Here is a 25,932-nt window from a genome sequence, read left to right on the forward strand (position 1 = left end):
TAAGCCGGCTGAAAGATGTGGATGCGGACGATTTACACAGGCGGCTTGCGGCCGAAGGCGATTTCCCCGACCTTGCGCGATCGGACACAGCGTCCATGACAGGCTCCGACGGCATGATCGACAAGCTGGAATTCTTCATAGCACTTGCCAGGGAAGAACATTTCGGCCGGGCGGCGGAGGTGTGCGGCGTCACCCAACCGACGCTTTCGGCCGGCATCAAGCAGCTGGAAGGCCAACTCGGCGTGATGCTGGTGCTGCGCGGCTCGCGCTTCCAGGGATTGACGCCGGAAGGCAAGCAGGTGTTGGTGTGGGCGCGCCGCATCGTCGGCGACAGCAGGACCATGCGCGAGGAGATGCGGGCGGCACGCCACGGCCTGTCGGGGCGCATCCGCATCGCCGCGATCCCGACGGCGCTGGCCATGGTGGCGCGACTGACGACGCCGTTTCGGGCAAAGCATCCCGGCGTCACCTTCTCGGTGCTGTCGCGGACCTCGATCGAGGTGCTGTCGCTGCTCGGCAATTTCGACATCGACGCCGGCGTCACCTATCTCGACAACGAGCCGCTCGGACGCGTCACCAGCGTGCCGCTCTACGACGAGCGCTACCAGCTGATCACCGCCGTCGGGAACCCCTATTTCGACCGCGACAAAGTGACATGGGCGGAGCTCAGCCAGCTGCCGCTCTGCCTGCTGACGCCGGACATGCAGAACCGCCGAATCATCGACCAGCATCTGGCCGAAGCCGGCGTGCAGGTGCGGCCGACACTGGAATCCAACTCGATGATCGTGCTGTTTTCGCATATCCGCACCGGCAAATGGTCGTCGATCATGCCGCTTAACCTCTCGGAAACCTTCGGTTTTTCCGAGCCGATCCGGGCGATCCCGATCGTCGAGCCGGATGCCAGCCACACGGTCGGGCTGGTGGCGGCGCGGCGCGAACCGCACACGCCGCTGGTCTCGGCGCTGTTGGACGAGGCAATGGCGCTGGCTGACGATTTCCACGGCCGCCGTTAGGATAGACAATGCTGGTGAACGCGATCGATAGAAGATTTCTATCGAGCAACGGATCGGCTTTATTGATTTAGCGGGTTTCCTCTGATTTCCTAAGCACTTAGCGGAAGACCGCCACGACCAGGGAGGGCGCTGCATGACGATGCAGCCTGCAAGTACCGAGATCGCATCGCGCACCGCGGCGATCATCCACGAGCTGAAAGGCCTCGAAGGCCCGCTGTTGCCGATCCTGCACGGCATACAGGAAGAGTTCGGCTATGTGCCGCAGGACGCACTGCCGATCATCGCCGAGGCGCTGAACATCTCCAGGGCCGAGGTTCATGGCGTCGTCACCTTCTATCACGATTACCGCAGCCAGCCCGCCGGCCGCCATGTGCTGAAGCTCTGCCAGGCGGAAGCCTGCCAGTCGATGGGCTCGGATGCGATTGCCGCCAAGCTCAAATCATTGCTGGGCATCGGTTTCCACGAGACAACCCGCGACGGTTCGGTGACACTGGAGCCGGTCTATTGCCTCGGCCTTTGCGCCTGCTCGCCGTCGGCAATGCTGGACGGGGAGGTGATCGGGCGGCTCGACGACGAAAAGCTCAACGAGATCGTTGCCGAGGTGCGCTCATGATCCCGCGTATCTATATTCCCGGCGATTCCGGCGCGCTGGCGCTCGGCGCGGAAAAGGTCGCCAAGGCGATTCGGGCGGAACTGGCCGAGCGCGGCATCGAGGCCAAGATCGTGCGCAACGGCTCGCGCGGTGCCTATTTCCTCGAGCCGATGGTCGAAGTGGCGACAGCTAATGGCCGCGTCGCCTATGGGCCGGTGAAGCCCTCCGACGTCAAAAGCTTGTTCGACTGCGGCTTCCTCACCGGCGGCCACCACAAGCGCTGGCTGGGTGCGCCGGACAAGATCCCGTTCCTGGCCAGACAGACGCGGCTGACCTTTGCGCGCTGCGGCGTCACCGATCCACTGTCGCTCGATCACTACAAGGCGCATGGCGGGTTGAAAGGCCTGCAGAATGCAGTGGCGATAACGCCCGCCGACATCGTCAAACAGGTGACCGAGTCCGGGCTGCGCGGTCGTGGCGGCGCCGGCTTCCCGACCGGCATCAAGTGGAAGACGGTGCTCGATACGTCGGCCGACCGCAAATACATCGTCTGCAATGCCGACGAAGGCGATTCCGGCACGTTCGCCGACCGCATGATCATGGAAGGCGACCCGTTCGTGCTGATCGAAGGCATGGCGATCGCCGGCATCGCCGCCGGCGCGACCAAGGGCTTCATCTATATCCGCTCCGAATATCCGCATGCGGTGGCGGTGATGCAGAAGGCCGTCGAGATCGCCCGCAAGGCCGGCGTGCTCGGCGTCAATGTGCTCGGCTCGGCCAACTCATTCGACATGGAAGTGCGGGTCGGCGCCGGCGCCTATGTCTGCGGCGAGGAGACCGCGCTGCTCGACAGCCTCGAAGGCAAGCGCGGGCAGGTGCGGGCCAAGCCGCCGCTGCCGGCGCACAAGGGCCTGTTCGACAAGCCGACAGTGATCAACAACGTCATCTCGCTGGCCTCGGTGCCGGTGATCATGGACAAGGGCGCTGCCTTCTACAAGGATTTCGGCATGGGCCGTTCACGCGGCACCATCCCGATCCAGATTGCCGGCAACGTCAAGTATCCCGGTCTCTACGAAGCGGCGTTCGGCATGACGCTGGGCGAGATCGTCGACGATATCGGCGGCGGCACGGCGACGGGACGCCCGGTCAAAGCGGTGCAGGTGGGTGGCCCGCTCGGCGCCTATTTCCCGCGCGCGCTGTTCGACACGCCGTTCGACTACGAAGCGTTTGCCGCCAAGGACGGGCTGATCGGCCATGCCGGCATCGTCGTTTTCGACGACAGCGCCGACATGCTGAAGCAGGCACGCTTTGCCATGGAATTCTGCGCCATCGAGAGCTGCGGCAAGTGCACGCCGTGCCGCATCGGCTCGACGCGCGGTGTCGAGGTGCTGGACAGGCTCGCCCAGAACGTCGAACCGGAAAAGCAGATCGCGCTGGTCACCGACCTTTGCAACACAATGAAGTTCGGCTCGCTTTGCGCTCTCGGCGGCTTCACCCCATATCCAGTGATGAGTGCACTCAACCATTTCCCGGACGACTTTCGGCCGACGCCGGTCGCCGAAGCAGCGGAATAGGAGCGGACAGCCATGAACGCGGCATTCGACATCAAATCGCTGGTCCAGGAAATCGACTACGGCACACCTGCCTCTGAAGCCGAGCAGCAAGTGACGCTGACGGTCGACGGCAAGTCGATAACGGTACCGGCGGGGACCTCGATCATGCGCGCTTCGATGGAAGCGGGCGTCGAAATCCCGAAACTGTGCGCCACCGACATGCTGGACTCGTTCGGCTCCTGCCGGGTCTGCCTCGTCGAGATCGACGGGCGCGGCGGCACGCCGGCTTCATGCACTACGCCGGTCGGCGAAGGCATGGTCGTGCATACGCAGACCGATCGGCTGAACGCCATTCGCCGCGGCGTGATGGAACTCTACGTCTCCGACCACCCGGCGGCGTGGGGCGAGAAGGCTGGCACCGGCGCCAGCGAGTTCGACAAGGTCGTCACGACGGTCGGCCTGACCGAGAACCGCTATGGCGTGGACGGCCGCAACCACGTGAAGCAGGAAAACGGCGTGGCGCCCGGCCATGGCTCGCTGACCATCGATTACATCGCCCGCGACGAATCGAACCCGTATTTCACCTATGATCCGACGCAGTGCATCGTCTGCTCGCGCTGCGTGCGCGCCTGCGAGGAGGTGCAGGGCACGTTCGCGCTGACCATCGAGGGCCGCGGCTTCGAATCCAGGGTCTCGGCCGGCATGCACGAGGCGTTCGTCGATTCCGAATGCGTGTCGTGCGGGGCCTGCGTGCAGGCCTGCCCGACCGATGCGCTGAGGGAAAAGACCGTGCTGGCGAAAGGCCTACCCGAGCGCTCGACCGTCACCACCTGCGCCTATTGCGGCGTCGGCTGCTCGTTCAAGGCCGAGGTCAAGGGCGACGAGGTCATCCGCATGATGCCCTACAAGGCAGGCAAGGCCAACCACGGCCACTCCTGCGTCAAGGGCCGCTTCGCCTATGGCTATGCGACGCACAAGGACCGGATCCTGAAGCCAATGATCCGCGAGAAGGTCAGCGATCCGTGGCGCGAAGTGTCGTGGGAAGAGGCGCTCATCCATACCGCCAACGAATTCCGCCGCATCCAGTACCAGTACGGCCGCACCTCGATCGGCGGCATCACCTCGTCGCGCTGCACCAACGAGGAGACCTACCTCGTCCAGAAGCTGGTCCGGCAGGGCTTCCGCAACAACAATGTCGATACCTGCGCCCGTGTCTGCCATTCGCCGACCGGCTATGGCCTCGGCCAGACCTTCGGCACCTCCGCCGGCACGCAGGACTTCGATTCGATCGAGCAGACGGACGTGATCCTGCTGATCGGCGCCAATCCGACCGATGCGCATCCGGTGTTCGCCTCGCGCATGAAGAAGCGCATGCGCGAGGGCGCCAAGCTGATCGTGCTCGATCCGCGCCGCACCGACATCGTGCGCTCGGCCCACGTCGAGGCGCAGTTCCATCTGCCGCTGAAGCCGGGCACCAACGTCGCCATGCTGACCGCACTTGCCCATGTCATCGTCACCGAGGGCCTGTTCGACGAGGCCTTCATCCGCGAGCGCTGCGACTGGGACGAGTTCCAGGACTGGGCATCGTTCGTGGCGCTGCCGGAAAACAGCCCGGAAGTGGTCGGCCAGCTTGCAAATGTCGATCCCGACGACATACGCGGCGCGGCGCGGCTCTACGCCCGCGGCGGTAACGGCGCGATCTATTACGGCCTCGGCGTGACCGAGCACAGCCAGGGCTCGACCACCGTCATCGCCATTGCCAACCTCGCCATGGCGACCGGCAATATCGGCCGGCCGGGCGTCGGCGTGAACCCGCTGCGCGGCCAGAACAATGTGCAGGGCTCTTGCGACATGGGCTCGTTCCCGCACGAGCTTCCCGGCTATCGCCACATTTCAGGCGACGCGGTGCGCGCCATCTATGAGAGCCTGTGGGGCGTCAAGCTCGACGACGAGCCCGGCCTGCGCATCCCCAATATGCTGGATGCGGCCGTCGACGGCTCGTTCAAGGGGCTCTATGTGCAGGGCGAGGACATCCTGCAGTCGGACCCCGACACCAAGCATGTCGCCGCCGGTCTCGCCGCGATGGAATGCGTCGTCGTGCACGACCTCTTCCTCAACGAGACGGCCAACTACGCGCATGTGTTCCTGCCCGGCTCGACGTTCCTCGAGAAGGACGGCACCTTCACCAACGCCGAGCGCCGCATCAACATGGTGCGCAAGGTAATGGAGCCGAAATGCGGCTATGCCGACTGGGAAGCGACGCAGGAGCTCGCCAAGGCGCTCGGCCTCGGCTGGAACTACACGCATCCGTCCCAGATCATGGACGAGATCGCCAAGACAACCCCAAGTTTCGCCGGCGTTTCCTTCGACCTTCTCGACCGGGTGGGCTCGGTGCAGTGGCCCTGCAACGAGAAGTCGCCGGAAGGCACGCCGATCATGCATATCGGCGGCTTCGTGCGCGGCAAGGGCAAGTTCATCCGCACCGAATATGTCGCGACCGACGAAAGGACCGGACCGCGCTTCCCGCTGCTGCTGACCACCGGCCGCATCCTGTCGCAATACAATGTCGGCGCGCAGACCCGGCGCACCGACAATGTGGTCTGGCATAGCGAGGACCGGCTGGAGATCCATCCGCACGATGCCGAAAATCGCGGCCTGCGCGACGGCGACTGGGTGCGGCTGACCAGCCGCTCCGGCGAGACGACGCTGCGCGCGCTGATCACCGAGCGGGTGTCGCCGGGCGTCGTCTATACGACCTTCCACCATCCCGACACCCAGGCTAACGTCATCACCACCGACTTCTCCGACTGGGCGACCAACTGCCCGGAATACAAGGTGACCGCGGTGCAGGTGGGTGCATCCAACGGCCCGTCGGAATGGCAGCGCGACTATGACGAGCAGGCAAAGCAAAGCCGCCGCATCGCGAAGTTGGAAGCGGCGGAGTAGTCCTTGACCGCGCGCCGCAAAGCCATTGCGCAGATCTCGCGCCTCGCGCGCCGCGCCGGCGGCACTGCGGCCGCCAACCGCATGGTGCCGGAAGAGACGCCGGTGGCGTTCTCCTTTGCCGGCACCACGCATGCGGTGATGATGGCAAGCCCGGCTGATTTCGAGGATTTCGCGCTCGGCTTCTCGCTGACCGAAGGCATCATTGCCTCGCCGGACGAAATCGAAGCGATCGAGGTCGAGGATCACGGCGCCGGCATCGATATCCAGATCCGGCTGAAGGACCAGGCCAACACCCGCTTCGAAGCGCGTCGCAGACGCCTGGCCGGCCCGGTCGGCTGCGGGTTGTGCGGCATCGAATCGATCGAGGAGGCGATGCGCTCGGTAAACCCGGTCGGTGCGTCGCAACTTACACTTCAGGCCAATGACATCGTCCGCTCGGTCAAGCTTTTGTCGAAGCTGCAGCCGCTGCACGCCGAGACCGGTGCCGTCCACGCCGCCGGTTTTTACCTTCCCGGCAAGGGCATCGTCATGGCGCGCGAGGATGTCGGCCGCCATAACGCACTGGACAAGCTGGCTGGCGCGCTGGCCAAAGCCGGTATCGACGGCAGGTCGGGGGCCGTCGTCGTCACGTCGCGCGTTTCGGTCGAGATGGTGCAGAAGACCGCGGCGATCGGCTCGGCCGTCATCATTGCCGTCTCGGCGCCGACGGCACTTGCCATCCGCACCGCGAACGATTCCGGCATGACGCTGGTGGCGCTGGTGCGCGGCGACGATTTCGATATTTTCACCCATCCTGACCGCGTGGTTTCCGGAGTTGCCAAGCATGTCGCATGACGAGGGCCACCTCATGAGCACCAGCGAAAAGCTGGTTCGCATGGCCAACCAGATTGCCGCCTTTTTCCACTCAAAGCCGCGCGAGCAAGGCATTGCCGGCGTCGCCGAGCACATCAACAAATTCTGGGAGCCGAGGATGCGCCGGCAATTGTTCGAGATGCTGGACAGCGGTGGCGAGGGGTTCAACGAGCTTGTCGTCGCGGCCGCGCCACACATCAAGCGGCCGGGCGCGCCGGAGGGCGCAGGTTTTAGCGTCGGCGGAGCGAACACCGAGACTGCCGCCGCGTCACAGAAGTAGGCGCCGCGGGCCCACATTCACACTCTCTGAAGTTTCATCTGCCGCAGGCCGCGCGCCTCTGCTATGATCCGGCGATAAGAAATCGTCGGGTCGGGCGGACAAACCTCGTGAGGCCGATCGAAACTCGATACGCGCTCAGTGGCGACGTGCGGATCGCCTATCAGGTGGTCGGCCAGGGATCGCTCGATCTCGTCTTCGTGCCGGGTTTCATTTCCAATCTCGACCTGCACTGGGAAGACGAGGGCTACACCCGGCTGTTGAAGCGGCTTTCCGCGTTCTCGCGGCTGATCCTGTTCGACAAGCGCGGCACCGGTCTGTCGGACCGCGTCGATGCCCACCACCTGCCCAGCCTCGAAACCCGCATGGACGATGTACGCGCGGTAATGGATGCGACCGGCAGCGGCCGCGCCGCCTTGCTCGGCGCTTCGGAAGGCGCGCCGATGGCAATGCTATTCGCTGCCACCTACCCGGAGCGGACGCGGGCGCTGGCGCTTTATGGCGGCTATGCGCATTTCCACAAATGGGTGATGCCGCCGGAGCGCCTGGAGGCGTTCATCGCGACGGCGGAGACCGCATGGGGCACCGGCGCCACCCTGCCGCATTTCGCGCCCGGCCGCGTCGACGATCCGCGTTTCGCCACATGGTGGGCGCGCTTCGAGCGGCTGTCGGCGAGCCCGACCGCGGCAATCGCCCTGGCCCGCATGAATGCGGCTATCGACGTGCGCGGCGTGCTGGCGGCGATCAGCGCACCGACGCTGCTCATCCATCGCCGCAACGATGCGCGCGTCGACCCGGAGGCCAGCCGCTTCCTGGCAAGGAAGATCCCGAATTCGCGGCTGGTCGAGGTGGCCGGGCGCGACCACCCGATCTGGACCGGCGATATCGACCGGGTGGCCGATCTGATCGAGGAATTCCTGACCGGAGCGCGCGCCGTTGCCGAGGCCGAGCGCGTGCTGGCTGCACTGCTGGTCACCCGGATCTACGACACGGCGCGGCTTGGCGACCGCATGTGGAGCGAGCGCAGCCAGCGTTTTCAGGAAACATGGCGGATGCTGGTCGGGCGCCATGGCGGCCGCCCGGCCGGCACGCATGGCGAGCTGATGATGGCGCGCTTCGACGGCCCGGCGCGGGCCGTACGCTGCGCGGCGGCGCTGCGCGATGCGGCGCAGGAGATCGGCGTCGCCAGCGCGCAGGGCGTGCATGTCGGCGAGGTCGAGTTGCGCGGACCGCCAACGGGGTTGACGGCGCGCGTGACGATGCAGCTTGCCGTGCATGCCGGACGCGGCGACATCCTCGCTTCGCGGCTGGTCGCCGACCTTGCCGCCGGTTCAGGCCTTCATTTCAATGACGCCGGGCGCGTCGCGCTTGACGAGCTGGATGAGCCGCTGGCGCTGGTGCAGGCGACCTCGGAACAGCATCTGGAGCCGGCCTGCCGGCCGAAGGCCAAGGCTGCCGAGCCGGCCGCACTGACGGCGCGCGAAAGCGAGGTGGTGAACCTCATCGCCGATGGCAAGAGCAATGCCGCGATCGCCGCCGAACTCGGGCTGAGCGAACACACCGTCAAGCGCCACGTCGCCAATATTCTGCTCAAGCTGGACCTGCCGTCGCGGGCGGCGGCGGCGGCGTTCTCGGCCCGGCACGCTGGCCCGCACGGGCCATAGGAGCCATGGCGCTTTCGGGCGAAGCGGCCGGGCATGCGTAAGCGCTATCACTTCATCCCATGCAGGCCAGGCGGATATCGCCGGGAAAGGCGCTGCGAAGGGAGGAATAAAATGCTGAAGTCGACACTCAAATCACTGGTGCTAGCGGCAGGCGTTGGCGCGCTGTTGGCGATCGTTCCTGCCAAGGCCGAAGACGCCTCGGCGACGGCTGCCTACAAGGACATCCAGGCAACGCTCGGCTCGGTACCGGACATGTTCAAGACGCTGCCGGACGTCGCCGTTGCCGGCGCCTGGGCCGAGATCAAGGGCGTGCAGCTCAACCCGAACACCGCGCTCGACGGCAAGACCAAGGAATTGATGGGCCTCGCCGTCGCCTCGCAGATCCCCTGCCAGTACTGCATCTATTTCCACACGCAGGCGGCCAAGCTCAATGGCGCCAGCGACGAGGAGATCAAGGAGGCGGTGGCGATGGCGGCGATCGTGCGCCACTGGTCGACGATGCTCAACGGCAGCCAGGTCGATCTCGCCACTTTCAAGAAGCAGTCCGACGAGGTGTTCGCGGCCGTCAAGGCGAAGTCGCAGTGAAGAAGCCACTGCCCGGCGGCGAGCGCCGGGCAGTGCCTGATCAAGCAACCACCCGATCCGAGAAGACGGGCCTATGGAGGAAAAAATGCTGACCAAGACACAGACGATAGACGGCGCTGCGATCAAGAAGGCGATTGAGGGCCGTGATGGAAAATTGCTGGCGAGCTTCTATGCCGACGACGCATTGGTGCGGGTGATCGACCGCAACAACCCGCCGAGCAAGCCGCGCGAAATCCGCGGGCGCGCTGCGATCACTACATTCTGGGACGACATTTGCAGTCGGGCGATGACCCACAAGGTCGACACCACCATTGCCGACGGCAACAATCTCGCCTTCACCCAGGCCTGCTCCTATCCGGACGGGACCAAGGTATTCTGCGCGGCGATGCTGGAGCTGAAGAACGGCCAGATCGCACGGCAGACCGTCGTGCAGGCCTGGGACGAATAAGGAGGCGGCGATGTTCAGTGCCAGATGGCAGATCGACGCCAAGTTCGGCCACAAGCAGACCGTGCTCGAACTGTTAAAGAATGGGAACGCGAGATCGGCTCGCAGGCCGGTCTCGACGACCTCAAGTTCCAGATCATGACCGAATCGGCGCGCGGGAAGCGACGGTCGGGTCACATCACCAGGTCGAAAGCCTCGCCAGTTGGAGGCGTTCTTCGCCAGGATCGGCAAGATCGACGCGCACGCCAAATGGGGCAAGGAGATGGAGCCCTACGTGGTGTCGGGCACCAGCCTGTGGAATATCTACCGCATCGTGGAATAGCGGTTCTCATCCTCGGTTCCGCAGGGCTATCGCATTTGCGAAGATGCCCCCTCACCCGCGCAGCTGCCGGATGAGGGGCAGCGCGACGTCCAAAATTACGACGAGCGAAAAGTCCCTATTCGCTCTCGCCGTCCAGCGCCGGCACCGACACGCCGGCAAGCTCGGCCGCGAGCAGCCGCGACGCACCGGCGCGTGCGATCCGCAGCATCAGCGCCTTGCGCGTCGCCGCTGCCATGCGGTGCTCGGGCGCATCGCGCAAAATCTCGGCGCCGTAGCCGTCCGAAAGAATGAACCCGCACTCCTGCGGAAAAATTTCCGAAGGCACGCCGGGATGGGTGGCGAAGAAGAAGCGGTCGGAATGCAGCCGGTAGTCAGGCCATTTGCGGTCGACCCTGAAATCCTCGATCGAGGATTTGATTTCGATGATCCAGATGTCGCCCTGGCGGGTCAGCGCGACGAGATCGGCGCGCCGGCCGGTGGCCAGCGACAGTTCGGGCAAGACATGCGCGCCCATCTGCCTGAGCAGCCGCTGCACGCCACGCCTGACCAACATGGCGCGCTCCGACTGGCGGCCGTCGATGAGCGGATTGAGGGGTAGAGGTGAGATGATCGGCATGGCGGCACCATGCCAGATTTTGTTCACGGTTTGAACCCTGGTTTTGATGGGCGATTACCCACTTTACAAACACGGCGATGTGCATGATACCTTGAATCCACAGTAGGAATCCGGGTTATGAGTGTCCTTTCGAGCCACACTTCCACAACGAAGCTGCTTTCGAACGGCTGGAGACGGGCAAGAAGGCCCGTTAGGCAAGGCTGAGTCACAATGAGCGTCGTGAGCGGCGTGGTGCTTTGTACGTCTTCTGCTGAAGATCTATCGAGCCCGAACGGCCTGCCCATTCTCTTCGAGAGCATACAGGAATGGCTGGCAGAGCGCGCCCCCTTCCAACAACTTAACAGCGTCGAGGATAGCTTTGGCGGCAGCAAGCACCCGCAAATGTTTGTAGCCGGTGGTGGCTTCAACCATTTCCCTGAAGACGATTTTGCGGCCTACGTGATGTTGTTGCCTTGGCAAAACCCAGAAAACGTTGTGCTGGTGATCAAGCCCGAAGAAGGGCCTACCCGCGTCTTCAGGCCTTCCTGTTTGTAAAGTGCATAATTGCCTTTTGAGAAACGATAAAGGCCCGCCCCTTCCACAAGGCGGGCCGCTCGCGTTATGAATGCGTTTCCTACTGGTGAGGGGAGCTATGTTTTCGCGAGGCGTCGCGGTTGATCTAATATTCACCGCTGCAGGCCCGATAGTGGTCGCAGCATAATCAACAAGGTGGCGAAGCATGGTTACTGAGAATGCAAGTTTGACGGTCGAGCAGACCAGGCTCAACAGGATGCTCACGCGGGGCGTCGTATTTTCTGTTATTTGGCTAGCCGGTTTCGGGTCTTCTTATGCACTCTACCAAGGGCTTCTGGCGCGACGGATGATAAAAATGAATCCCGTGCTTCGGGGAAATGGCCGCGCCTGGTGGTGCATCATTGTGGGAGGGCTTGGGGCCGCAGCCTTATGTGCGATAGTTGGCGCCGGCATTTTCAACGCCATGACACAACCCTAGGTCACGCTGTAACACCGCCTGCCGATCGGGTGTTGGGTCATATTGATTTGCAGGTCCCGTTCAATGAGTGCTTCCGGCGTCATCCTCCCATCATTGGCCGTCATTTCCCGCCCGCAAGTCTAAAGCTTGCTGATTCATATCAGAATGCTCCTGTCCCGTCGCCGGGCCGCACCAGATATGGCAACTCAGACTTGCCATTGTCATCGACCCGGCCCTCAGCTAACCGGCATCATGCCCTCCAGGGCAATGATCCTGGTCTTTGCGCAGCGTTCGCGGATGGCTTTGAGACGGCCGTATTCTGGAGAGTCGTACCATGCCAGGAGGGAGGCCATGTCCGGGAATTCGACAATGACGAGGCGATGAGGTTCCCAATCGCCCTCCAGAACTTTGGTGGCTCCGCCGCGAGCGATGTACCTTCCCCCGTAGCGGGCTTCGGTTGCCGGCACGTCCCGGCGGTATTCCTCGAAAACGGCGGCGTCGGTTATGTCTACATCAGCAATGAGATATGCGGCCATGACCTTACTCCCCTTGGGAAAAGGCAATTGAAACAGGTCTATTAGCGGCCCCGCAACTAAGCCAGCGGTACTACGCCTCGGAAACGACTCGCGTTCTCCCGGATTGGGGCGCTTAACTGTCTTGGTGGGGGCAGCTCTGGGAGGAGACGAACCATGCCGATGTATCTCACGCGATTCAGCTACAGGCCCGAAACCTGGGCGCGCTTGATGGATAATCCCGAGGACAGACGCGAGGCTGCCCGTTCCTACATCGAGTCGGTCGGCGGAAAGCTGCACGGGTTCTGGTATGCCTTTGGGGAGTACGATGGCTGGAACCTATGGGAGGCGCCGGACAACGTGTCCATGGCCTCTGTCATGCTGGCCATCGGCGCCGGCGGCGCACTCAGCTCGTACCAGACCACTGTCCTGTTAAGTGTCGAAGAGACGATGGACGCGCTTGGCAAGGCGAAGTCGATCCGGTACCGCCCCCCGGGATCGTGACCGCCGCCCGCGCTTTGCGGAGTGTTGAAGGCTGGGGAACGCTTGCTCTCGGACGGCGCACGTTGCAGCTTGCGCTTTCAATGTCTGCCACGGATTTAGGAGGAGCATTAGATGACGGAAGATGACGACCGGAAATCGGCGACGCCGGAGGAAATCCGCTCGGCCATCAGAGGCTGGGCGGTGCTTGGGGCAATTATCGTTGCCGTGTTTGGTGCGGCCTACGTCATGATCGATAGTTGAATGGCCAACGATCCTGGTCCCCCCGATGGATTGCCTGAAAAGATCGGCACGGTCCTTGGTGCATTGGTGGTGATCGGCACGTTCGGGCTTCTGGCTTGGGCCGTGCTTCGCGGCGTCCTTTATTAAACCCGGCCTGTCTGGACTTTCCCCTGCGGCGGCCGCGTCTCAGGCCGATCTCCTCGTAGCAACGGATGGTCTTGGCCGCAGGCCAGAGCGCCGGGCAGCGTCACCGACATTCATGGGTGATTTCTTCGTCTCCTGGTCCTTGTTCCTGGCCCATTGATTTTGCAACATAATCCTGCGGGGGCTGTTGCCGAAATGCCATAGTCGCAGGTTTACCAGCACGCAAGCGCAAGGATATAGGCATCGCCCGCTTGGCAAGCAAAGCAAATGCCAGCATGAATGAAGATGAAAAAAGCGGCCGACTCGAGCCGCTGTTGTTTGGGCAGGCATCGGACCTTTTCATGCGCATGAAGTCACTTGCAATCGTCGCGGCCCTGGCGCTGTCGACGGCTGTCGCCGGTTGCAGCACCATCGGCTCGCAGATCTTCACCAACAACTACGGCGCGGTGACCGACGCCGGCTATCACCTGCCGCGCGTTCCGATCGAAAAGGTGCCGTTCAAATACCGCCGGCAGATCGTCGACTACGACACCAGGGAAAAGCCGGGCACCATTATCGTCGATACGCAGAACAAGTTCCTCTATTTCGTCATGGGCGACGGCGAAGCGATGCGCTACGGCATCGGCGTCGGCCGTGAGGGTTTCGAATGGCACGGCACCGCCCATATCGCGCTGAAGCGCGAATGGCCGACCTGGACACCGCCTTCGCAGATGATCAAGCGCCAGCCGGAGTTGGCCAAGTTTGCCGGTGGCATGGAGCCGGGGTTGAAGAACCCGCTCGGCGCGCGCGCCATGTACCTGTTCAACAAGGGCGGCGACATGGGTTATCGCCTGCACGGCAGCCCGGAATGGAATTCGATCGGCAAGGCGATGTCGTCGGGCTGCATCCGGCTGATGAACCAGGACATTATCGACCTCTACGACCGCACCTCGGTCGGCGCCAAGGTCATTGTGATATAAAACCCTTATACGCGGACCGTCTAGGCAACAACACAGACGTCGCAAACAGAAAACCGGGCACTTTGGCCCGGTTTTTTGTTGTCTATCGACGTTGACGATGGAACGGTGCGTCAGGAGACCTGTTCGACGTGCTGCACTTCCGGCACAAAGTGCCGGAGCAGGTTCTGGATGCCGTGCTTCAGCGTCGCCGTCGACGACGGGCAGCCGGCGCAGGCGCCCTTCATGTGCAGGAACACGGTGCCGTTCTCGAAGCCGCGGAAGGTGATGTCGCCGCCGTCCTGGGCCACCGCCGGGCGCACCCGCGTGTCGAGCAGCTCCTTGATGGTGACGACCAGCTCCTCGTCGGCCTTGTCGTAGAATTCGCCGGTCTGGCTGGTCTCGGCGGCGGGGCCGGCCTTGGCCATCACCGGGGCGCCGGACATGAAATGCTCCATGATGGCGCCGAGGATAGCCGGCTTCAGATGCTGCCAGTCGGGGCCGTCCTTGGTCACGGTGATGAAGTCATAGCCGAAGAAGACGCCGGTGACGCCGGGGATTTCGAACAGCCGGCCGGCGAGCGGCGAAGCCGTCGCGGCGCTATCGGCATCGCGGAAATCGGCGGTGCCTTCTTGCAGCACTTCCTTGCCGGGCAGGAATTTCAGCGTCGCCGGGTTTGGCGTCGACTCGGTCTGGATGAACATGGCCGTCTCCGTGCCCGTTTGGGGCAGCTAGTTTGGAATAATTCTAATTAGGCTTTATCCGCCCGACATTCAAGCGAAAGGCATCGCGGGGAACGGCTGGCTGGCGGAATGTTTTGCTAGCGCCCTGAAACGCTTGGAGATGTGTTGAGATTCAGGTCAGGCCGAGCCGAAAATGGTGGGTTCCGAGAACCGGAGCGGATCGTACTTTTGGTACGTGAGCACCGGAAGCGCAGGAAGCCGCCAATTGCAGGCCGGCCTCACCTGAATATCAGCGCATCTCAGGCGAGGCTGTCGATCTCTTCGTCCGACAGATTCTGCGGCACCACCGTGACGGGAATCGGAAAGGCGGCGCCCTTGCCGGCGACCGCGCCGACCAGCGGCCCAGGCCCTTCCTTGCCGGCGCCTGCCGCCAGCACCAGGATGGCGATGTCCTGGTCTTCCTCGATCAGCTTGTGGATCTCTTCGGTCGGCTTGCCTTCGCGCACCACCAGTTCCGGCTCGATGCCGAGCTTCTGGCGCACCTTGTTGGCGTAGCTGTCGAGTGCGGCGCGCGCCGTGGCGTTCGCCTCCTCGCGCATGATCTTCTCGACGCCCAGCCAGTGCTGGAAATCATCCGGCTCGATGACATAGAGCAGCACCAGCACGCCGCCCGTGCTTTGCGCCCGCTTCGAGGCGTAGGCGACGGCGCGCTCGCATTCGGGCGTGTCGTCGATGATCGCCAGGAACTTGCGGCGATGACCGGCTTCGCGGCTGAGGCGTTTGGAGACCATATTCACCCTGTTCGATGGTTTCGGTCGCAATCTGCCACCGCCTCAGCCCGCCCGCAAGCGACCGGCGGCTGTGGCAATGCTGGTGCAGCTTAAAGCGCGTCGCGTTCGACCAGCGACGCGCTTCAGGTTCTTGTTTTATGCATGTCGTTATCGCAAAACCGCTGCACACTTTTGCGCGACATGCATTAGCCTTGCAGCAGGCCGATAATGTCGCGCACGGTCTTCATGGTCGCTTCGGCCAATGTGCCGGCACGCTCGCCGCCATCGCGCAGCACCGCGTCGACGTAGGCGCGGTCGCTGGAGATGCGGCGCATCTCGCCGGCGATCGGCGCCAGTTTTTCCACCGCAAGGTCGGCCAGCGCCGGCTTGAACACCGAAAACTGCTGGCCGCCATATTCCTTCAGCACCGCCTCTTTCGAGATTTCGGCGAGGCCGGCATAGATGCCGACGAGGTTTTCCGCTTCCGGCCGGCCGGCAAGCCCGTCCAGTTCGCCGGGCAAAGCCTCCGGGTCGGTCTTGGCCTTGCGGATCTTCTTCGAGATGGCGTCGGCATCGTCGGTCAGGTTGATGCGCGACAGGTCCGACGGGTCCGACTTCGACATCTTCTTCGAACCGTCGCGCAGCGACATGATGCGCGCTGCCGGGCCGCCGATGACCGGCTCGGTCAGCGGGAAATAGCCGTTCACCGTCTCTTCGCCGACCTCCATCTCGACGCCGACGCCAAGCGCTGCGATGCGGTCCGAAAAGTCGTTGTTGAATTTCTGCGCGATGTCGCGGGTCAGCTCCAGATGTTGCTTCTGGTCGTCGCCGACCGGCACGTGGGTGGCGCGGTAGACGAGGATGTCGGCGGCCATCAGGGAGGGATAGGCGAGCAGGCCGAGCGAGGCGTTCTCGCGGTCCTTGCCGGCCTTGTCCTTGAACTGCGTCATGCGGTTCATCCAACCGATGCGCGCCACGCAGTTGAAGATCCAGGCAAGCTCGGCGTGCTGCATCACCCGCGACTGGTTGAAGACGATGTGCTTGGTCGGGTCGATGCCGGAGGCGAGAAACGCCGCGGTGATCGACCGCGTCTGGTCCTGCAGATCCTCATGGACGAGCTGTGCGGTCAGCGAATGCAGATCGACGACGCAATAGATACAGTCGGAGGTGTCCTGCAGGGCGACGAATTTCTTGATGGCGCCGAGATAATTGCCGAGATGCAGATTGCCGGTTGGCTGGACGCCGGAAAAAACGAGCGGTTTGAAGGGGGGCTGATCGGTCATGGTGTTTCCCTGGCTTGTGGAGGGCCGTTTCGCGCGCGGCGAAAGTCTTGCGACGGCGCGCTTATGGACGAGAGCGAGGAGACGATCAAGAGGGGCGTTGGCCAGGGCGCGCAGGCTTTGACGTCGGCCGAACAGAAGGCTGTTTGAGGGATGGCGCCGACCAGAAACAAAAACCCGCCTCGGTGGGCGGGTCGTTGGAGCCAATTAGCACCATACCGAAATTAATAGCATAGCTGCCGGCACAAAGCAAGAACAAAATTGGCGCTGATGAATTTTCCCCCTCACGGATCCGGAGATTGCTCCTTGACCGGCTGGGAGCCCTTGCGCCCGATATTGCGGCGGATCATGCCGAAATCGGCACCGCCGGTGGCGAAGGCGGTGACGAAGTAAAGCAGCGCCCCGCCGGCGACGAGCGCAAGCAGGGTTGCCGCCTTGATCACCAGCGGCGAGCCGGAGCCGAGCCTTGCGGCGAACCAGTGTTCGGCAAAATAGAGCGCCGCCGCCATCACCGCCGCCGACAGCACCAGCCGCGGGATGCGTTTCATGAGCGGCACGTCGCGGCCCCAATGGCCGCGCCGGATCAGCACGGCGAGCAGCATCGCCGCATTGACCCAGCCGGCGACAGCGGAGGCAACGGCAATGCCGGGCGCGCCCATCGTCGGAAACAGCGTCAGCGCCGTCGTAATGTTAACCGCCACCGAGATGGCGGCGAAAATCATCGGCGTGCGCGTGTCCTCGCGAGCGAAATAGCCTGGGGTGAACGCCTTGATCAGCACGAAGGCCGGCAGGCCGAGGCCGAAGATCGCCAGGATTGCCGCGACCGTCGGCGTCGAATTGTTGGCGGCAAAGGCGCCGCGCTCATAGACCAGCCGCACGATCGGCTCGGACATGACCAGCAGCGCGGCCGCCGCCGGCAAGGTCATGAAAAGGGTAAACTCGACCGAGCGGTTCTGCAGATTGGCGGCCTCGACCAGATTGCCTGATTTCAGCGCCCGCGACAGTTCCGGCAAAAGCACGATGGCGACGGCGACGCCGACGACGCCCAGCGGCAGCTGGTAAACGCGGTCGGCATAGGCCAGCGACGACACCGCGCTGTCCTGCGCCGACGCGATCGCCGTGCCGATCAGCTGGTTGATCTGGGTGATGCCCCCGGTGATCGCCGCCGGCAGCGCCAGGATCAGCAGCCGCTTGACGTTCGGCGTCATCTTCGGCCGCCGGAAGCCGATCGAAATGCCGGCATGGCGCACCGCAGCCCAGACGATCGCCAGCTGCACCAGGCCGGCCGCCAGCACGCCCCAAGCCAGGCCGAAACCAACGGTGCGGGCGTCCGAACCCTTGTACCAGGCATAGGCAAGCACGGCGATAAGGATGACGTTGAGGAACACCGGCGCCACCGCAGCGGCGAAATAGCGGCGCAGCGAATTCAGCATGCCGGCCATCATGGCGCCGAGCGACATGCAGATCAGGTAGGGGAACATGACGGTCGCCAGCGCCACCGTCGTCTCGAATTTTCCCGGCGTGTCGGCAAAGCCCGGCGCCACCAGATAGCGCACGATCAGCGGCATCGCCAGTTCCATGGCGATGGTCAGCGCCAGAAGCGCCGTGAACAAGACGCCGAACACCTCTTCGGAAAAGCGCTTGGCGCCGTCGGTGCCGTGTGTCTCGATCTCCTTGGCGAATAGCGGTACGAAGGCGGCATTGAAGGCGCCTTCGGCGAACAGCCGGCGAAAGGTGTTGGGAAACTGGAAGGCGGCGTTGAAGGCGTCGGCGATCGGCCCGGTGCCGAGTGCGGCAGCCATCAGCATCTCGCGGCCGAAACCGAGTGCGCGGCTCATCAGCGTGCCGGAAGCGACCGTGGCGAATTTCTTGACAAGGCTCATGCGCTTGAAGACTGCCTGTGCGATTGGGGCAAATGGAAGGTAACCGTCACTCGGCGGCCGTTTTGGTCTTGCCGCGCTCGGACGCCGTGCCCTCGAGCACCGCGATCAGCCTGTTGCGGATGGTCGCCGTACGCGACGGGCTGTCGATCTTCTGGCCGGTGAGATCGGTGACGTAGAACGTGTCGATGACTTTTTCGCCGAAGGTGGTGATGTGGGCCGAGGCGATGTCGAGCGACAGGTCCGACAACATGCCGGTGATCTCCGACAGAAGGCCCGGCCTGTCCAGCCCCTCGACCTCGATCACCGAGAAACGGTTCGACAGCGTGTTGCGGATCTCGGCGCGTGGCGGAATACGGAAAACCTTGGCGCCGCGCCGCGGCTTGGTCCGCTTCTCGATGATCTCGGGCAGCCAGCTCTTGCCCGACAGCACGTCCTCGATCAGCCGGCCGACGCGCTCGGCACGGCGGCGCTCGTCCTCGTCGCGGTCGAACTCCCTCGAGATCAGGATGGTGTCGAGCGCGCGGCCGTCCGAGGTGGTGAAGATCTGCGCGTCGACGATGTTGCCGCCGGCCGCGGCACAGGCGCCGGCAATCACCGAGAGCAGGCGCGGATGGTCCTGCGCCAGCACGGTGATCTCGGTCACCGCCTCGAACTGGTGGGTTTTCACCATGGTGGCGAGCTTCTTGCCGGCGTGATCGGCCTCGCGGATGAATTCGGCATGGCGGAGCTGGTCGGGAAGATCGACCGCCAGCAGATAGTTCTCGTAGTGCTGGCCGACATAACGCTTGCGGGCCTTTTCCGGCCAGTCGGCAAGCGCCTCGGCCAGTTGTTCGCGCGCCGCCGCCGTCCGTTTGGCGCGCGACACCTCCGAAAACCCGCCGGTCAACAAAAGCTCGGTCTCGTAGTAGAGCGTACGCAGCAACTGGCCCTTCCAGCCGTTCCAGACCCCAGGCCCGACGCCGCGGATATCGCAGACGGTAAGCACAAGCAGCATCTTCAGCCGTTCGACCGACTGCACGATGGCGGCAAAATCCTCGATCGTCTTGCGGTCGTTGAGATCGCGGGTCTGCGCCGTCATCGACATGACGAGGTGGTTCTCGACCAGCCAGGCGACCGTTTCGGTGTCGGCCGGCGAGAGCCCCATATGCGGGCAGATGCGCCGGGCGATCCTGGCGCCGGCTTGCGAATGGTCCTCCGGCCTGCCCTTGGCGATGTCGTGCAGCAGCACGGCGACATAGAGCGCCTCGCGGCTCTTCTTCAGCCCCGGCATCAGCGAGTGGGCGAGTGGATGGACCTTTTCGCCGTCGCCGCGCTCGATCTCGGCCAGCACGCCGATGCAGCGGATCAAATGCTCGTCCACGGTGTAGTGGTGGTACATCGAGAACTGCATCATGGCGACGATCTTGCCGAAGTCCGGGATCAGCTTGGCAAGCAGTCCGGCCTCGTTCATGCGCCGCAGATTGAGCTCGGCGTTGCGGTCCGAGGTCAACACATCGAGGAACAGCCGATTGGCCTCCTCGTCGCGCCTGAGCGCCTTGCCGACGAGGCCGAGAGAGCGGGTCAAAAGCTTCAGCGCATCGGGGTGGAATTCCAGGCCATGCTTGTCGGCAAACCAGAACAGCCTGAGCAGGTTAACCGGATCGCGCTCGAACACCTCGTCGTCGGCAATGTTGATGCGGTGGTTGTCGACGATGAAATCGGCCGTGCCGGCGAGCTTGCGCTTGCGCCGCGAAAAGGTGAGAAAGATGCGGTTGAAGCCCGGCACATGCTTGGCCTGCTCTTCTTCCAGCGCGGCGCAGAAAATGCGGGTCAGGTCGCCGACATCCTTGGCGACGAGGAAGTAGTGCTTCATGAATCGCTCGACCGCCGACAGGCCGGGATGGGTGGTGTAGCCCAGCCGCTCGGCAATATCGCGCTGGATATCGAAATGCAGCCGCTCCTCGGCCTTGCCGGTGAGGAAATGCATGTGGCAGCGCACCGCCCATAGAAAATCCTCGGCCTTCTGGAATTCCCTGTATTCGGCGTCGGTGAAGACGCCCTTGTCGACCAGTTCCTCGCCGGTGCGCACGCGGTAGAAATATTTGGCGATCCAGAACAGCGTCTGCAGGTCGCGCAGGCCGCCCTTGCCGTCCTTGACGTTAGGTTCGACCAGGTAACGGCTCTCGCCGGCCTTGGCGTGGCGCTCGTCGCGTTCGGCGAGCTTGGCCTGGACATATTCGGGGCCGGTGGTGCGCACCACCTCGTGGTCGAAGCGCTGCAAAAGCTCGTCATAGAGCTTTTGCTCGCCCCACAGGAAGCGCGCCTCCAGGATCGAGGTGCGGATGGTGATGTCGGTGCGCGACAGCCTGAGGCACTCGTCGATGTTGCGGGTGGCGTGGCCGACCTTCAGCCCGAGGTCCCACAGCATATAGAGCATGTATTCGACGATCTGCTCGCCCCAGGGCGTCTGCTTGTACGGCAGCAGGAACAGCAGGTCGATGTCGGACCCGGGCGCCAGCGTGCCGCGGCCATAGCCGCCGACGGCGACGACCGCCATGCGCTCGGCCGATGACGGGTTTTTGACGCGATAGACATGGGTGGCGGCGAAGTCGTAGAGCGCGCGGATGATCTCATCCATCAGATGCGACAGCCGGGCGGCGCAGGCGGTGCCGCTGCCATCGTCCATCAGCATGCGTTCGGCGACCGTGCGGCCGTCGGCGAGTCGGCTTTTGAGAAGCTTGAGAACGCCGCTGCGCGCCGCCTTGCCGGAGCCGTCGCCTGCCGTGGCCGCGGTCAGTTCGGTCATCTCGCGGCGCAAGGCTTCGCCGTCGATCAGTTCCTCGAGCTTCAGGGATATTCTTGCCATAGATGCCGTTCGGCCTCGCCGTTTCGGCGGCGTCTATAGCGCGTTTTCGCGGCGCTGGGTATGGGGCGGACGGACGCGTTCTCCGCAGCCGTGGAACGGGACGATCGTCTCATGCCCGCGGCCGGTGCAGTTTGGGCCTGGCCACGAAAAATCGAAATCAGCCCTTGACCTTCCAGTTACTGGAAGCACTACCTCCGCCGCAACATCGAAATACAGGGGCTTTCGGCATGACGCATTCCGATCACCATCATCACGCCCATGGCAGCTGCTGCTCGGCAAAAGGCGCCTCCTCTGCTGCCGACGCCGTCATCCGCGATCCGGTCTGCGGCATGACCGTCGATCCGGCTGCCGGCAAGCCGACGGCCGAGCATGACGGCCGTCGCTATCATTTCTGCAGCGAGAGCTGCCGCGCGAAATTCGTCGCCGAGCCGGAAAAATACCTGACCGCAACCGATCCCGTCTGCGGCATGAGCGTCGATCGCGCCACGGCCAAGCACTTTTTGCGGCACGAGGGCCGGGGCTTCTATTTCTGCTCGGCCGCTTGCCAGGCGAAGTTCGAAGCCGGGCCGGCAAAATATCTCGGCGACAGGCCGGCGCCGCAGCCGATGCCCAAGGGCACGCAATACACCTGCCCGATGCATCCGGAAATCATCCGCGACAAGCCCGGCTCCTGCCCGATCTGCGGAATGGCGCTGGAGCCGATGGGCGTGCCGACCGGCGACGAGGGGCCTAACCCGGAACTGGTCGACTTCACCAGGCGCTTTTGGGTGAGCGCGGTGCTGTCCGTGCCGTTGCTGGTCATCGCCATGGCGCCGATGCTCGGCCTGACGTTTCAGGCCTTCATCGACGATCGTGCGAAGGTCTGGCTGGAGCTGGCGCTGGCCAGCCCGGTGGTGCTGTGGGCGGCATTCCCGTTCTTCCACCGCGGCTGGGACTCGGTGCTCAACCGCAGCCCCAATATGTGGACGCTGATTTCGCTCGGCGTCGGTGCAGCCTATCTCTACAGCGTCATCGCCACGCTGTTTCCGGGCCTCTTTCCGCACCAGTTCCGCGGCCATGACGGGACGGTGCCGGTCTATTTCGAGGCGGCGGCGGTGATCGTTGCGCTGGTGTTCCTCGGCCAGGTGTTGGAATTGCGCGCCCGTGAGAAAACCGGTTCGGCGATCCGTGCGCTGCTCGACCTGGCGCCGAAGACGGCGCGGCTGATCGGCGCGGACGGTTCCGAAAACGACGTGCCGCTCGATACGGTCAAGGCCGGCGACCGCCTGCGCATCCGCCCCGGTGAGGCCGTGCCGGTCGACGGCATTGTGCTCGAAGGACGCTCTTCCATCGATGAATCGATGATCACAGGCGAGCCGCTGCCGGTCGAAAAGACCGAAGGCGACAACCTCACCGGCGGCACGCTCAACAAGAACGGCTCGCTGGTCATGCGCGCCGAAAAGATCGGCGCCGAGACGACGCTGGCGCGCATCGTCGCGCTGGTCGCCAAGGCGCAGCGTTCACGCGCGCCGATCCAGGGGCTGGCCGACCGCGTCTCGTTCTACTTCGTCCCGGCCGTCGTGCTGATCGCGATCATAGCGTTCGTCGCCTGGGCGATCGTCGGACCGGAACCCAGCCTGGTCTTTGCCATCGTCTCGGCGGTCTCGGTGCTGATCATCGCCTGTCCGTGCGCGCTCGGCCTTGCCACGCCAATGTCGATCATGACCGCCACCGGGCGCGGCGCGCATGCCGGCGTGCTGATCAAGGAAGCGGCGGCGCTCGAGCGCTTTGCCTCGGTTGATACGCTGATCGTCGACAAGACGGGAACGCTGACCGAAGGCCGGCCGCGGCTGACCGACGTCGTCGCTTTCGAAGGGATGGCGCAAGACGATCTGCTGGCGCTCGCCGCCGGGCTGGAAAAAGGCTCGGAGCATTCGCTGGCCGAGGCGATCGTCGACGGCGCCCGCGAACGCGGGGTGAATATCCCGGACGCCGGCGGTTTCGAGGCCGTCACCGGCAAGGGTGTTTCCGGCACGGTTTCGGGACAGAAGGTGGCGCTCGGCAATGCCGCGATGATGGCCGATCTCGGCATCGACACGGCGGCGGTCCTGGCCAGCGCCGAGGCGCTGCAGGCCGACGGCAAGACCGCGATGTTCGTTGCTGTCGGCAACCGGCTCGCCGGCCTCGTCGCCGTCGCCGACCCGATCAAGGCGACCACCGCCGAGGCGATCAAGGCACTGCATGACAGCGGGCTGAAGATCGTCATGGCGACCGGCGACAACGAGCGCACCGCCAAGGCCATCGCCGCCAAGCTCGGCATCGACGCGGTGCGTGCCGGGCTCTTGCCCGAACAGAAGAACGCGCTGGTCGAGGAATTGCGCGCCGGCGGTGCCGGCGTCGCCATGGCCGGCGACGGGGTCAACGATGCGCCAGCACTGGCCGCCGCCGATGTCGGCATCGCCATGGGCACAGGCGCCGATGTTGCGGTCGAGAGTGCAGGGATCACGCTGGTCAAGGGCGATCTCAACGGCATCGTCCGAGCCCGCACGCTTGCCCAGGGCACGATCCGCAACATCCGCCAGAACCTGTTTTTCGCTTTCCTCTACAACGTGCTTGGCGTGCCGGTTGCTGCCGGCGTGCTTTATCCGCTCACCGGCACGCTGCTGTCGCCGATGATTGCGGCGGCGGCGATGAGCCTGTCTTCGGTTTCGGTCATCGCCAACGCATTGCGGCTCAGGACGTTGAAACTCTGATTAAAACTTCCAGATAGACCCTGTTCAAAAAAGGAGACGATGAATGACCCTGGCCAAGAAGATCGTGCTGCTGATGATGGCGGCGGGAATGCTGCTTGCTGTTTTCCTCGAAAGCGTTCCGGCACAAGCCGAGGAGATGAAGCACGACATGGGCGCAATGGGCGCGCAGAGTCCCTCGACCGAGGGCTACAAGGCGGCGATGGACAAGATGCACGCCGACATGATGGCGATCGAATATTCCGGCAATGCCGACGTCGATTTCGCCCGCGGCATGATCCCGCATCACCAGGCGGCCATCGACATGGCCAAGATCGAGCTCGCCAAAGGCAAGGATCCGGAAATCCGCAAGCTGGCCGAAGCAGTGATCGCCGCGCAGCAAGCCGAGATCAAGCAGATGCAGGACTGGCTCGCCGCCCATCCGGTGAAGTAGGCGTCACGCTGTCGGGGAATCCGGGCGAGAGGCTTCACCTGGATTTCTGCTTCACCTGGATTTCCCTTGGCGGCTATGGTGCTATCCGGACCTCGGACTGGAGCATGCCATGCCATCGACGATAAGGACGACCACCCTGCCCTGCGGCGAAGCCGTGCCGGTGCTCGGCCAGGGCACCTGGAAGATGGGCGAAGACGGCCGCCGCCGTGGCGACGAGGCCAATGCCCTGAAGCTCGGGCTGGATCTCGGCATGACGCTGATCGACACCGCCGAAATGTATGCCAGCGGCGGTGCCGAGCAGGTGGTGGCGGAGGCCATCGCCGGGCGCCGCGACGAGGTTTTCCTGGTCTCCAAGGTGCTGCCGTCCAATGCCTCGCGCGCCGGCGTGAGACGGGCATGCGAGAACAGCCTGAGGCATCTCGCCACCGACCGCATCGATCTCTATCTCTTGCATTGGCGGGGCAGCGTTCCTTTGATGGAAACGGTAGAGGCGTTCGAAGCGTTGAAGGCGGCCGGCAAGATCCGCCATTGGGGCGTCAGCAATTTCGATACCGATGAGATGGAAGAGCTGGTTCGGTTGCCGGCCGGCGGCAACGTCCAGACCAACCAGGTGCTCTACAATCTGTCGCAGCGCGGCGTCGAGTTCGACCTCGCCCCGTGGAGCCGGCAACGCGGCATGCCGCTGATGGCCTATTCGCCGGTCGATCAGGGGGTATTGGCGCGCAACGCCAGGTTAGATGCCATCGCCGCCCGCCACGGTGCGACGCCGGCGCAGATCGCACTTGCATGGGTGATGGCGCAGGACGGGGTGATTGCCATTCCGAAGGCCAGCCACCCGGAGCATATTCGGCAGAATGTCGCGGCGTTGGAGATCGAGCTCACGAGCGAAGATTTCGCCGAAATTGACCGCGCTTTTCCGCCACCGAGGCGGAAGCAGGGCTTGGCGATGATCTGAGGGGTGGGGCGGAAGGCAAGCCAAAGCAGCGTTCCGTCACACCCCCCTCTGTCCTGCCGGACATCTCCCCCTCAAAGGGGGGAGATTGGATTTCGCATCGGCTTTCGCCAACTTCGAACGTCGAAGGAAAAGCGCTGTCAGCGAAACTGCCAATCTCCCCCCTTGAGGGGGAGATGTCCGGCAGGACAGAGGGGGGTGCCGTAGA

24 protein-coding genes are annotated in these 25,932 nt (G+C 63.9%); 17 read left to right on the plus strand and 7 right to left on the minus strand.

What is annotated here, in order from left to right; translation table 11 throughout:
* The first annotated feature begins 113 nt into the window (after window positions 1–113).
* From NKH41_RS00830 to NKH41_RS00870, 9 genes are all read left to right on the plus strand, one after another.
* A complete protein-coding gene (locus tag NKH41_RS00830) occupies window positions 114–1,013 on the plus strand; it encodes a LysR family transcriptional regulator (protein WP_352769255.1) in 900 nt (299 codons plus the stop codon).
* Between the two features lie 133 nt (window positions 1,014–1,146).
* Window positions 1,147–1,626, plus strand: coding sequence for a formate dehydrogenase subunit gamma (locus tag NKH41_RS00835; protein ID WP_352769171.1), 480 nt, complete (start codon window positions 1,147–1,149; stop codon window positions 1,624–1,626).
* A complete protein-coding gene (locus NKH41_RS00840) occupies window positions 1,623–3,179 on the plus strand; it encodes a formate dehydrogenase beta subunit (RefSeq protein WP_352769168.1) in 1,557 nt (518 codons plus the stop codon). Before NKH41_RS00835 ends, NKH41_RS00840 begins: the two co-directional genes overlap by 4 nt.
* Window positions 3,180–3,191: 12 nt before the next feature.
* The gene (gene fdhF / locus NKH41_RS00845; protein ID WP_352769166.1) at window positions 3,192–6,104 is read left to right on the plus strand and encodes a formate dehydrogenase subunit alpha; all 2,913 of its coding nucleotides are present in this window, start codon (window positions 3,192–3,194) and stop codon (window positions 6,102–6,104) included.
* Window positions 6,105–6,107: 3 nt separating this feature from the next.
* Window positions 6,108–6,938: a formate dehydrogenase accessory sulfurtransferase FdhD gene (gene fdhD, locus NKH41_RS00850; protein ID WP_352702418.1), complete on the plus strand. Its 831-nt coding sequence runs from the start codon at window positions 6,108–6,110 to the stop codon at window positions 6,936–6,938.
* Window positions 6,928–7,236 (plus strand): formate dehydrogenase subunit delta, encoded by a 309-nt coding sequence (locus NKH41_RS00855; protein ID WP_352469984.1) that lies wholly within the window; start codon window positions 6,928–6,930, stop codon window positions 7,234–7,236. The genes fdhD and NKH41_RS00855 overlap by 11 nt, the downstream gene beginning before the upstream one ends.
* Window positions 7,237–7,343: 107 nt before the next feature.
* The gene (locus tag NKH41_RS00860) at window positions 7,344–8,897 is read left to right on the plus strand and encodes an alpha/beta fold hydrolase (RefSeq protein ID WP_352769163.1); all 1,554 of its coding nucleotides are present in this window, start codon (window positions 7,344–7,346) and stop codon (window positions 8,895–8,897) included.
* Window positions 8,898–9,008: 111 nt separating this feature from the next.
* Window positions 9,009–9,482: a carboxymuconolactone decarboxylase family protein gene (locus NKH41_RS00865; RefSeq protein WP_352448517.1), complete on the plus strand. Its 474-nt coding sequence runs from the start codon at window positions 9,009–9,011 to the stop codon at window positions 9,480–9,482.
* A gap of 85 nt (window positions 9,483–9,567) precedes the next feature.
* Window positions 9,568–9,930, plus strand: coding sequence for a nuclear transport factor 2 family protein (locus NKH41_RS00870; RefSeq protein ID WP_352448516.1), 363 nt, complete (start codon window positions 9,568–9,570; stop codon window positions 9,928–9,930).
* Between the two features lie 434 nt (window positions 9,931–10,364).
* Here the strand turns inward: NKH41_RS00870 and NKH41_RS00875 are convergent, their stop codons facing one another.
* Entirely contained in the window at window positions 10,365–10,865 is a 501-nt protein-coding gene (locus NKH41_RS00875) for an MmcB family DNA repair protein (protein ID WP_352769252.1), read from the minus strand.
* 210 nt (window positions 10,866–11,075) lie between these two features.
* On the opposite strand from NKH41_RS00875, the gene NKH41_RS00880 reads away from it, so the two are divergent.
* On the plus strand, window positions 11,076–11,399 hold the full coding sequence (locus tag NKH41_RS00880) for a hypothetical protein (RefSeq protein WP_352769161.1): 324 nt from the start codon (window positions 11,076–11,078) through the stop codon (window positions 11,397–11,399).
* A 672-nt stretch (window positions 11,400–12,071) separates the two neighbouring features.
* Here NKH41_RS00880 and NKH41_RS00885 read toward each other — a convergent pair.
* Window positions 12,072–12,371 (minus strand): DUF1330 domain-containing protein, encoded by a 300-nt coding sequence (locus NKH41_RS00885; protein WP_023717905.1) that lies wholly within the window; start codon window positions 12,369–12,371, stop codon window positions 12,072–12,074.
* Window positions 12,372–12,524: 153 nt separating this feature from the next.
* Between NKH41_RS00885 and NKH41_RS00890 the strand changes: the two genes are divergently transcribed.
* From NKH41_RS00890 to NKH41_RS00905, 4 genes are all read left to right on the plus strand, one after another.
* Window positions 12,525–12,851, plus strand: a complete 327-nt coding sequence (locus NKH41_RS00890; protein WP_023676390.1) for a GYD domain-containing protein — start codon at window positions 12,525–12,527, stop codon at window positions 12,849–12,851.
* 111 nt (window positions 12,852–12,962) lie between these two features.
* On the plus strand, window positions 12,963–13,091 hold the full coding sequence (locus tag NKH41_RS00895; protein WP_302893588.1) for a hypothetical protein: 129 nt from the start codon (window positions 12,963–12,965) through the stop codon (window positions 13,089–13,091).
* Window positions 13,092–13,217, plus strand: coding sequence for a hypothetical protein (locus NKH41_RS00900; RefSeq protein WP_352469978.1), 126 nt, complete (start codon window positions 13,092–13,094; stop codon window positions 13,215–13,217).
* 338 nt (window positions 13,218–13,555) lie between these two features.
* A complete protein-coding gene (locus NKH41_RS00905) occupies window positions 13,556–14,173 on the plus strand; it encodes a L,D-transpeptidase (protein ID WP_352448678.1) in 618 nt (205 codons plus the stop codon).
* Between the two features lie 110 nt (window positions 14,174–14,283).
* Here the strand turns inward: NKH41_RS00905 and NKH41_RS00910 are convergent, their stop codons facing one another.
* From NKH41_RS00910 to NKH41_RS00930, 5 genes are all read right to left on the minus strand, one after another.
* Entirely contained in the window at window positions 14,284–14,853 is a 570-nt protein-coding gene (locus tag NKH41_RS00910) for a NifU family protein (protein ID WP_023676386.1), read from the minus strand.
* 278 nt (window positions 14,854–15,131) lie between these two features.
* Complete coding sequence (locus NKH41_RS00915; protein ID WP_352469977.1) at window positions 15,132–15,623, minus strand: universal stress protein; 492 nt, start codon at window positions 15,621–15,623, stop codon at window positions 15,132–15,134.
* Between the two features lie 185 nt (window positions 15,624–15,808).
* Window positions 15,809–16,885: a tryptophan--tRNA ligase gene (gene trpS / locus NKH41_RS00920; RefSeq protein ID WP_352469976.1), complete on the minus strand. Its 1,077-nt coding sequence runs from the start codon at window positions 16,883–16,885 to the stop codon at window positions 15,809–15,811.
* Between the two features lie 281 nt (window positions 16,886–17,166).
* The gene (gene murJ / locus NKH41_RS00925) at window positions 17,167–18,765 is read right to left on the minus strand and encodes a murein biosynthesis integral membrane protein MurJ (RefSeq protein WP_352469975.1); all 1,599 of its coding nucleotides are present in this window, start codon (window positions 18,763–18,765) and stop codon (window positions 17,167–17,169) included.
* A 46-nt stretch (window positions 18,766–18,811) separates the two neighbouring features.
* Window positions 18,812–21,610, minus strand: coding sequence for a [protein-PII] uridylyltransferase (locus tag NKH41_RS00930; RefSeq protein WP_352469974.1), 2,799 nt, complete (start codon window positions 21,608–21,610; stop codon window positions 18,812–18,814).
* A 227-nt stretch (window positions 21,611–21,837) separates the two neighbouring features.
* Here NKH41_RS00930 and NKH41_RS00935 point away from each other — a divergent pair, with 227 nt between their 5' ends.
* From NKH41_RS00935 to NKH41_RS00945, 3 genes are all read left to right on the plus strand, one after another.
* Window positions 21,838–24,342 carry a heavy metal translocating P-type ATPase gene (locus tag NKH41_RS00935; protein ID WP_352769155.1) on the plus strand — a complete coding sequence of 835 codons (2,505 nt, stop codon included), beginning with the start codon at window positions 21,838–21,840 and terminating at the stop codon, window positions 24,340–24,342.
* 43 nt (window positions 24,343–24,385) lie between these two features.
* Entirely contained in the window at window positions 24,386–24,772 is a 387-nt protein-coding gene (gene copM, locus NKH41_RS00940; protein WP_352769152.1) for a CopM family metallochaperone, read from the plus strand.
* Between the two features lie 109 nt (window positions 24,773–24,881).
* Window positions 24,882–25,727, plus strand: a complete 846-nt coding sequence (locus tag NKH41_RS00945; protein WP_352769149.1) for an aldo/keto reductase — start codon at window positions 24,882–24,884, stop codon at window positions 25,725–25,727.
* Window positions 25,728–25,932: the final 205 nt, after the last annotated feature.

It is taken from the genome of Mesorhizobium sp. M1169 (assembly GCF_040318345.1).
GTDB lineage: Bacteria > Pseudomonadota > Alphaproteobacteria > Rhizobiales > Rhizobiaceae > Mesorhizobium.